Origin of the sequence: Methanococcoides seepicolus (genome assembly GCF_023684405.1) — an archaeon.
Taxonomy (GTDB): domain Archaea; phylum Halobacteriota; class Methanosarcinia; order Methanosarcinales; family Methanosarcinaceae; genus Methanococcoides; species Methanococcoides seepicolus.
The window spans coordinates 1-10,140 of record NZ_JAGSOI010000074.1 but is presented as its reverse complement, the minus strand read 5'-3'; the positions used below and the strand labels follow the sequence as shown (position 1 = coordinate 10,140).

The window sequence follows — 10,140 nt, the reverse complement described above, 5'->3', positions numbered from 1 at the left end:
CATGCCAATAATCCAAAAATAACTGTTGCCCTAACGGGTTAAGAGATGCTTGAGCTGTATGAGTTCGAAAGTCTCACGTACAGTTCTTAGGCGAGAAAGAGGGAGTAATCCCTCTGACTTAGCCGACGATACTATGCAAGAGGGTTTTATGATACATACCAGAGAGATGAAAAAGGTAAAAGATCACTTTAATAATGGGTATAGGAGTCATTTATCAGAAAATGCCACCTTTCAGTGAACTGTTGCCCCCACAAGTTCCCCCAACTCGCTTCATATAATACTACTCCCATACCCATACACTATATTGGGTTGTAGATTAAAATAAGTTACTATATGGGCAAGACGTTTAATTATTTTAAGAGAGATTTATTTCCTTGTAACTATTATTCGAAATTAAAATGAAATGATCGCTTGAAAACAGTAGTGGATAGCTGAAGAGAAAATGCTCCCATTTCCTTTTTAAAATTTCAAAAATTTGAATGGAAGTACCATTTTGCACCCAAAATCATCTCAAGAAAATATTACAATCGTATATTTTTTAAGCAATGTACACTTATATTGATCAATGAATCCTGTGGGTTATTTCATTTATTCATTTATCACATTGTTCGTCATTGTGAGCCCAATTACCGCAGTAATTACATTTATAACGCTCACCAATAATCTGACCCTGGATGAAAAGAATGTAATTGCAAAGAAATCGGTTGCTTTAGCTTTTGTCATTGCCGTATTTTTCATGTTTACGGGAAACATTATCCTGGATGTTCTTGGGATCAGTCTTGATTCACTGAAAGTTGCTGGTGGTCTGTTACTTATCATGATAGCTTTTGAAATGATGCAGGCTAAGACCTCAAGAGAAAGCATTACTGATAAAGAGATGGATGAATCTTCTAAACGTGACGATATCTGGATCTTCCCAATTGCAATGCCTATACTAACAGGTCCTGCCACCATAACAACAGTCATAGTTCTTACAGAGACCGCTGGATTAGTTCAGCAAAAAACGCTCATTATGCTCGCATTGGTACTAACTTATTCAATAACCCTGGTAACATTTCTCTTTTCCAGAAGAATACACAAAAAAATAGGATATAATGGAATGCTGGTACTTACCAGACTGTTTGGCCTGTTCCTGGGTGCAATTTCAGTGAGTATGATCGCCAGTGGGATCTGGGGAATTTATTTGAGTCTGAATCCACTATAAATGTGACCACCGAAATCTTTTGGAAAGATCGATGTTGATTTCTATCCTGAATCTTTTTTCTTTCACCAATAATAAGAATTATTTTTCAACTTTCATTTATATAGTCGAAAGTTACCCCACTGAATAACTAATTCTGGTGGAACTACAAAAATGTATGATCCACAAATTCACTCTATGGTCTTGATAACAAAAAAGATTCCTTCTCAGCTTAGAAATTATGCTTTATAGAATACGCACGAAATCTGGGAACTTATCAATGAGCTGTTTGTTGAAGGACTCGATAGAAGAAAACAGTAAAAGAGTGAAGAAACACAGGGACCATCAGACTCCTGAACATTTGGTTGAGAATCTGATGAAAATTTCCGGCATATATTATCAACTCTGTTACCAGTTTAGCTTTATTGATATTCAATTATGGGGTCAAAAACCGTTATCAATCAATAAACTAACTTTCAAGAATATATCATAACACAGGAGAAATGAAACATGTCAAATTTACAAACAATGTCAACAGAAGAGCTTTTTGCACTCCCAAAGAATGAATTCATTAACAGGTGCAAAGAATGGTGTAATGAGTTCAATGATGGACAACCTATGAAAACAAATGAAGATAATCCATGCCCTGTTCACGCATGGGTAGCACTTAATGGGAAGAAATGCGCTCATGAGACCGTTGCCAACATTGCACAGTGTCCCATATGCGACCAACCAATGTGCCCGGATTGTATGAATCACAATGTCCACCAACTCTCAAGGGTAACCGGATATATATCAAATGTTAGTGGATGGAACGCTGCAAAAAGGCAGGAACTTAAAGACCGGGTGCGATCTGATGTAAAATGATGTGATCTACAGATAAAGGGACAATTGGAGGTCTACTTATCTATCTGTTTTTCAACTCATTATAATCAAATTCGAATTAGATATATCATCAGAATATTCATTGTGCTCTTTAACAGATCCATTGATTTCAGAGATCAAAATAAAGGAAAAAACCAAATGATCAAAGCACAAAGTTTAAACTGAGATACTCATATATTTTTGAATGGCAAATATAAATTATTTATTACAGAAGATATTAGTCCACAATTAAATATTGAGTAACTAAATGTCTGTGGGAATAAGACATCGATACCAACAGAGTGGGGGGAAAAGATAATGATATCAAGAAATGCAAGTAAAGCACTAATGGCGATACTGTCGGTGCTCATTATACTAACATCCGGCTGTGTTGAGGACGAAGGGGAGGGCGGACCAGAGCAGCTATTCGATCAAAGTAAACTGAATGTTATCGAGGTCACTAATGTGCCAGTGGTGGATGGTGAAGTGGATGATTTATGGGCTGATGCCCCGGAACTGAACGTACCGCTCGGTGAGACATACGATACACAAGACCCCGCAAGTATTACCGACTGTGCTGGATGCCATGCCTATGACAGCGACACAACAGTTACACTAAAAGCTCTTCATAATGACACTCGTCTTACCGTTTTGGCGACCTGGCCAGATCCAACAGCGAGTTTCACCCGTGGAGATTCCTGGTCATTCATTGATGGAAAATGGATGAAACTGAATCCAGAACAATCCGAGGACCGCATATCTTTCTTCTGGCCTATCGGAGAGATAGAGGGCGAACCTTTTGATACCGGGGGATGTATGGCTAAATGTCATATGTATTATCCAACGGACACCGATCCTCATGTCAGCACCCATGGCATCATTGATGATTCATGGTTAAAGGACGGAAGAGCTGATATGTGGCATAGTAAGGCAGGAAGAGGAACAGGGCTGACATCGACAACAAGCTCAGACCTTATCGTTGATCCAGATTCCCATGAGGTTGTTGCTGGAACTATCTCTATGATCGGGTATGCTGATGACAAGTACGTTGATGTTTGGGCAAACGATACCATCAATGGAGAAGATGGTGGCCGCTATGGTGATGAAGGAACCAGTGCATATTCACATAACCGTATTGCAGACAAGTCACGCCCAAAATACATGGAAAAGGACCCTCTCGATTTTGCTGATGCCATGGTCCTAACTCAAGCAGAGATCGATGCAGGTGAGACCATCGGAGATGGAGAAACAGGTGTTAGCGATGAAGATGCTTTCATTTACTGGCCTAACTATGAGGTTTTGGATGCCATAGTTCCAGAACGGGCCCTCAGGACTCCAGACAGTAGCCGTGCTGACATTCAATTTGGAGCTGTCTGGAAAGATGGGATATGGACAGCTGAGCTGGGAAGGGACCTCATCAATGCCAATGAGGATGATATTCAGTTCAATACAAGTGAGGAACATTTCTTCGGGGTTGCCATATTTGATAACTCCCGACATGGTTATCAGCATATGACCTCCCGGATGTATTACATGGAGTTCGTCTGAGTCCTTCATCTAATACGGTTCTTTGAGAGGATGTGGTTGTGAAAAGGCGTTCACTCCCTCTTTTACTATTTAGTGAAGAAACATGCTCTTTCTGTTTCTCAATTATATATTAATAATATATTCTGATTTAAGTGATGCTAACTTTCCTTTTTACGCTCACAAATTGTGGTATCTTCATTTTTAATAATTACGAGACCATCAAATTAGCTATTCCCTTTAAAAATATAACTCTTTTTTCAAGACTACTGACATCACTCTGAGCGTAGCTTATGCATTGCACTTATATGGTAGAAAATGCCCCCAGCCCAGGGAATATATTTGCACAGTTTTTGATGGAAGCTGTATCAGTTACTTGTGACCATAAATTTGCAAAATGGAGCTAAAGAAACGAATTCATTTGTAAATTATGTATGAGATTGATGTAATCAAATTAGAATGGGTGCATTTGTGAGCTAATTTGATAATCTCGTTTTAGAATATAAGAGTATTATTTCAATATATATATAATAACATATTTGAAGTATAAGGTTATTTTAGTCCAAAAATAGTTTACTGAATGAAGGTGTTGTCACGATCCATTATAATTTATATTCGGGTTTCTTAATAATTTCTAGCCTTTTACTTATAGCAATGGCATTACACATCCGGCAGTTTAAGAGTTCAGAATATATCACCTATTTTTCGATGTTATTATTTTCTCTTGCAATCTATTCGATATTCTATGCATTGGAAATATCTTCGACAACATTGGAAACTTCGTTAATATTCTATAAGCTTCAGTACGTTGGTATCGTAATGATCCCAGTTTTATTATTTCTGTTCTCCATTAGCTATACAAGAGAAAAACAATGGATTAAACCTGCAAGGATCGCTGCTATCTTTGTCGTTCCGGTAATCACGCTGGTTTTAGTGTTCACCAGCGAAAAGCATCACTTGTTCCACGAGGTTGCTTACATCAATACTGTTGGCCCTTTTTTTGGCTTATACTTTGAACCAGGTATATATTATTGGTTCAATCAGTTCTATTCAATCATATTAATAATGTTTAGTATTGCTCTTTTCTTTAAGATGTGGTTATATAACAAGTCTTTTTTTGGCATGCATCTGGTAATTCTGATTATCTGCTCTTTAATCCCGTTTTCAGTGTATCTGCTTTATCTGGCAGGTTTTTTTCCTAAGGCCATCGACCCTGTTCCTTTTGCTTTTATACTAAGTGCAATGCTGATATACATCGGATTATTTCGTTATAGATTGCTCGATATAACTCCCCTTGCCCGCAGTTTACTTTTCGAGAATATACCTTCCGGTGTCATAGTTCTTGATGGAAAGGAGAGAATTGTCGATATTAACCAATTTGCAGAAAAGTATCTTGCTCTGTCTGCAAAAGACATAGGCAAACCTGCTTCAGAAGTGCTTGGATACTGGTCTGAACTTCTGGACATTGAATATAACAACAAAGAAATGAACAAGATCGAACTGAAGAAAAGCCTTGCAGATGCAACTTTCTGGTTTGCTGTTAATGTCTCACCCCTTTATAGTAAACGTGGTAACATTAATGGAAGGATGATCGTCTTGGACAATATTACATATCGAAAACTCGCAGAAGAAATTCAGTCCACTCAACATACTCTTTCAATTAATATGGGGACATGTTCTGGCATTATAAGCACACTAAATTCTCTGATGGAAGATCTGGTAAAAATCGAAGCTATTGATTCAGGTGGAATTTATCTGGTGGATGATAACGGAAACTTGGATCTGATCGTACATAATGGACTTTCACAAAAATTCATTGAACAATGCAGACATTACGATAACGATTCATTCAATGCAAAACTTGTAAGAGATGGCAGACTGGTATACAAAAAATATTATGATATTTTATCAGATGTCACTAATGATATTCTATCAGAAGTATTTTTGTCTGAAGGATTGAGATCAATGACTGCAATTCCAATCTATTTCGAAGGCAATCCCATTGCAAGTATGAATCTTTCATCTCATACTTACAATGAACTTCCTGAACAAACAAGGAACGGTCTTGAAAGTATTGCATCTTTTACAGGTGAGTATATCACAAGAGCAAAAATACAGGATATCCTGAGCAGGCAGAAGACCGATCTTGAATGCCTGTTTAATTCAATGAATGACCTTTTATTTGTGCTTGATGAATCTGGGAACATTATATCAACAAATGAATCAGCCAGGTTAAAGCTGGGATACAATGAAGACGAATTTACATCAATGAAAGCTATTGATGTCCATCCCAAAGAAAGAATGGATGAGATTATATCAATTCACAACGAAATGCTTGAAGGTAAAATAGATTTTTGTTCAATTCCCCTTCTTTCTAAAGATGGAACATGCATACCTGCTGAGACTAAATTCACTGTCGGTAAATGGGAAGGCAAAAAAGCATTGTTTGGAATTTCAAGGGATGTAAGTGAACACCAAAAGTTTGAAATGGAGATAATTGAAGCTAAAAATAAAGCTGAAGAAGCTAACCGTGCTAAATCTGAATTCCTTGCAAACATGAGCCATGAGCTACGTACGCCTCTTAATTCCATCATCGGCTTCTCACAGTTACTAAATAGCAATCCTTCCGGTAACCTGGACGAAAAGGAAACTAATTACTCATACAATATCATGACCAGCGGGGAACACTTACTGGAACTGATCAATGATATTCTTGATATCTCAAAGATCGAAAGCGGGGAAATGGAACTTGAATATGAAAGATTCAATTTGCCTATTTTCTTTTTTGAAGTGGAAGGTATTATAAAACAGTTGGCAGATGAAAAAAACATTCAAATTTGTAATCAAACTCGTTCTAAAAGTATCGAAGTGTATGCTGATAGATTAAAGATGAAACAAATATTGTATAATCTATTAAGCAATTCCTTGAAGTTCACACCTGAAAATGGTTGTATATAGATAAATTCTATTGATTGTGATAATATGCTGGAGATCTCTGTATCCGATAACGGTATTGGCATTCCCAAAAATAAACACGAAGAAATATTTGAGACCTTCAAACAGGCGGATTCTTCAACTGCCAGAAGTTATGGGGGCACTGGCCTTGGCCTTGCAATTGTCAAGCAATATGTTGAAATGCATGGTGGAAATATCCGTGTTGAAAGTGAGGAGGGAGTGGGCAGTACCTTTACTTTTACAATCCCAAATTCTGACTCTCGGTAATGAGAAACAAAGATATTTTGATCCATTTATTTAGTAGAACCGATCATTTAGCCCATAGATACCTATTGAATATGACCTAAAAGTCAGATTCGATCTATAATTATGCAATGAAAAATAATGATTCATGTATATGTAGCTTTAATTTCAGTGATTTTTTAAGTAGTTGTGTTTTTTTAGTGACACATTACTAAATATTAAACTGATGAGAAACCTACCCCCCGTTCTTCTTTTAACTTTATCATATATTATAGAAAGTCCTCACGATTGATAGCTAATTGTGAAGGTTTTCAAAAATATATGACGAACAAAATTATTCACAAATTTTGATGAACAAAACAACCCATGCATATCTTAGGAACTACGCATTCAGCAAGAAAATGAAGATATGGGAAGTTGCAGATAAAATAATCAATGGAGCAATAGACAAAGAATAATAATATGAGTGAATGAAACACAAGGGCCAGCAGCCCCCCTGAGCTCGTGACTAATTCTAATAACAAGATTCACTTATAGATAGAAGTGAATTTGTGCTACGGGCCTGTTTTCATGCCTCGATTGAGGTATTATGGATATTTATACCAACAAATTTAGAGATTTTCATCTTTAACTTCAACGAACTTGATAGCTTTATCATCGGTTTATAGAAGAATTCACAATTAACAATAACCATGCAACATCTGGGAATTCATTCAGGACTTTTCTTCAGTTTCCAGGATTAAGTCTAACCTTATATATACTTTAAAGAAAAAAATAGAGTATAGTAATATTGAGGGGGAAAGGCAATATTTGCTGTTAAGAGGGGGAATTTACAATTACAAAAGATCCTGAAACGATTCCAGATGTAAATAGATCGCCTCAAAAAGACTTATTGAGTGGTGAACTTATTGCAGGAACATCAAAAAGCGTGTGTCCTGAATGTCTTGAAGTTATAGATTGCCAGATAATACTGCGTGAGAACATAGTCTTCTTGCGTAAGCATTGTGTGGACCATGGTTCTTTCGAAGTTCCTGTATATTCGGATGCCAATGATTATCTGGATGTGATAAAGCACAACAAACACGGTTCAAAACCCTTGCACCCAACTCCTGTTTCCAAGGGCTGTCCTCATGATTGTGGATTGTGTGAGGATCATCAACAACACACATGTGTAGGGATCATAGAGATAACTGATATGTGTAATCTGAATTGTCCGGTTTGTTTTGCAGATTCAAAAGGACTTTTTACACTGCCTTTTGAAAAGGTAAAGGAGATGATAGACCTTTACGTTGAGCATGAGAAGAAACCCGAGGTACTCCAGATAAGTGGAGGTGAGCCGACATTACATCCGGACATCCTTGGGATTCTGGAATATATGGGCCAAAAAAATATCCTTTATCCGGTCCTGAACACCAACGGCCTAAAACTTGCTGACATGGATTTTGCAAAACAGGTAGAATCTACCGTGCAAAATGATGTATCTGGAGTCGGTAAGCCAGTAATATATTTTCAATTCGACGGGTTCGATGACAATACCTATACAACCCTTAGAGGAAGGCCACTTATCGATATAAAATTGAAGGCGCTTGAGAACTGTGAAGAACTGGGGTTAACTGTTGCTCTGGTAGCTACCATTGTCAAAGGGGTAAATGAGCACGAGATTGGCCCTATCATAGATTATGCGCTGGGGAAAACAAACATAAAAATGGTCAATTTCCAGCCAGCTACACTGACAGGAAGGTATGAACTGGAAAAGAAGACAGAAACAGCCCTTACAATTCCTGAAGTGTTACATGAGATCGAGAACCAGACAGGAGGTCTATTGAACAAAAAAAACTTCATTAGCATTCCCTGCCCTCATCCAACCTGTTCAGTTTGCTCCTATGTTTACAATCACAAGGGAAAGAACATTTCTCTAACTAAATTCCTGAATTCCAGTGCCTGCAGGGATTATCTTGTTGACCGCACGATTGCAGACCTAAAGGTCACTTCCAAGATCGAAAGATCTATCAATGCTCTCAATATGGTCATGTCCAAAACAAACAAGTGTTGTGGCGATGGTGAACAAAAGTGTGATTGTACATTGTTCCAGGGCATGGTTTCAGATACAGGCAAAATAATCGATAATGTCACCCTTATCTCAGTTCATGCATTCATGGACGAATTTAATTTAGATCTGGAAAGAGCAAAGAAATGCTGCATAACAGAGATCCTTCCTAACGGACAGATGATACCGTTCTGCGTGTATAACATCCTCTACCGGAAAGGATTGACCGAACAGTTCAGGAACCTCTATCATAATGAATTCAGGAAGAATGGCGATCATACAAATGGAACCGAGGGTTGATTATGGATCCAAACGAAATAAAGAAGATGGTAAAACAAGGTTATTCCGAAGTAGCAAGAACCGAATCTTCCTGCTGTTCAACGAAAAGTCCATGCTGCAGTTTGAGTGGAGTGGCAGAGAAAATAAGCAAGAATATCGGCTATTCTGAGAAAGAACTTGATGAGATCCCGGAAGGGGCAAACCTCGGTCTTGGCTGTGGGAATCCCACTGCATTAGCATCTTTGAAATTGGGTGAGACTGTTCTTGACCTGGGTTCGGGAGCAGGCTTTGATTGTTTCCTTGCAGCATCTAGGGTGGGAAAGGAAGGAAAGGTCATAGGTGTGGATATGACACCGGAGATGATAAAGAAAGCCAGAGAGAACGCCTCAAATGGTGGCTATACGAATGTGGAATTCAAGCTGGGAGACATCGAAGAGATACCTATTGCTGATGCTTCCATTGATGTTGTGATCCCAAACTGTGTCATCAACCTTGTCCCTTCAAAAGATAAAGTATTCAGGGAGATATTCAGGATCCTTAAGAACGGTGGCCGTTTCATCATATCGGATATGGTCCTGTTAGAAAACATCCCTGACAAGATAAAAGAATCAGCAGGGGCTTATATTGGCTGTATTTCAGGCGCGATACTGAAAAAAGATTACCTGGATACGATAAAGGATTCAGGGTTTGAGGATATTGAGATAATAGAAGAGACGAACTATCCTTTTGAACTGATTATTGCAATGGTATCTCCTGATGAGGTAACTGCAATACTAAAGGATCTGGACATTTCCATGGAAGAAGCAAAAGAGATCGCTGAATCGGTCATTAGCATTGAAGTGAGTGGAATTAAGCCGTTCTGATCATCGGATAGCTATCATAGACAATTATAGTTAAAACCCCAAATTATTAGACTAATTCGTTATATAGACTGTTCCATGGTTAGACCTGAGGGGATCTTTATTGAACGGCATATGACCGTTGAAGAGTTAGACAAGCAGATAAAATTAGAGAAGAATGCAACACTCCTGAAAAGACTATATTTCAT

The 10,140-nt window shown here is 37.9% G+C and carries 6 protein-coding genes and 1 pseudogene; all 7 read left to right on the top strand.

Annotated elements, in window-relative coordinates:
* Positions 1-565: 565 nt before the first annotated feature.
* Positions 566-1,204, top strand: a complete 639-nt coding sequence (locus tag KDK67_RS12595) for a MarC family protein (protein WP_250869152.1) — start codon at positions 566-568, stop codon at positions 1,202-1,204.
* Between the two features lie 486 nt (positions 1,205-1,690).
* Complete coding sequence (gene nrdD / locus KDK67_RS12590) at positions 1,691-2,047, top strand: anaerobic ribonucleoside-triphosphate reductase (RefSeq protein ID WP_250869151.1); 357 nt, start codon at positions 1,691-1,693, stop codon at positions 2,045-2,047.
* Positions 2,048-2,362: 315 nt separating this feature from the next.
* Positions 2,363-3,592 carry an ethylbenzene dehydrogenase-related protein gene (locus tag KDK67_RS12585; RefSeq protein WP_250869150.1) on the top strand — a complete coding sequence of 410 codons (1,230 nt, stop codon included), beginning with the start codon at positions 2,363-2,365 and terminating at the stop codon, positions 3,590-3,592.
* A 552-nt stretch (positions 3,593-4,144) separates the two neighbouring features.
* Positions 4,145-6,526, top strand: coding sequence for a histidine kinase N-terminal 7TM domain-containing protein (locus KDK67_RS12580; protein WP_276575159.1), 2,382 nt, complete (start codon positions 4,145-4,147; stop codon positions 6,524-6,526).
* A 24-nt stretch (positions 6,527-6,550) separates the two neighbouring features.
* Positions 6,551-6,790 (top strand): ATP-binding protein, encoded by a 240-nt coding sequence (locus KDK67_RS12575; protein ID WP_250869148.1) that lies wholly within the window; start codon positions 6,551-6,553, stop codon positions 6,788-6,790.
* Positions 6,791-7,658: 868 nt separating this feature from the next.
* Positions 7,659-8,435: pseudogene (locus KDK67_RS14610) on the top strand (radical SAM protein); the annotation flags it as partial.
* Positions 8,436-9,115: 680 nt separating this feature from the next.
* Positions 9,116-9,955: an arsenite methyltransferase gene (locus KDK67_RS12565; RefSeq protein ID WP_250869146.1), complete on the top strand. Its 840-nt coding sequence runs from the start codon at positions 9,116-9,118 to the stop codon at positions 9,953-9,955.
* The last annotated feature ends 185 nt before the right edge of the window (positions 9,956-10,140 follow it).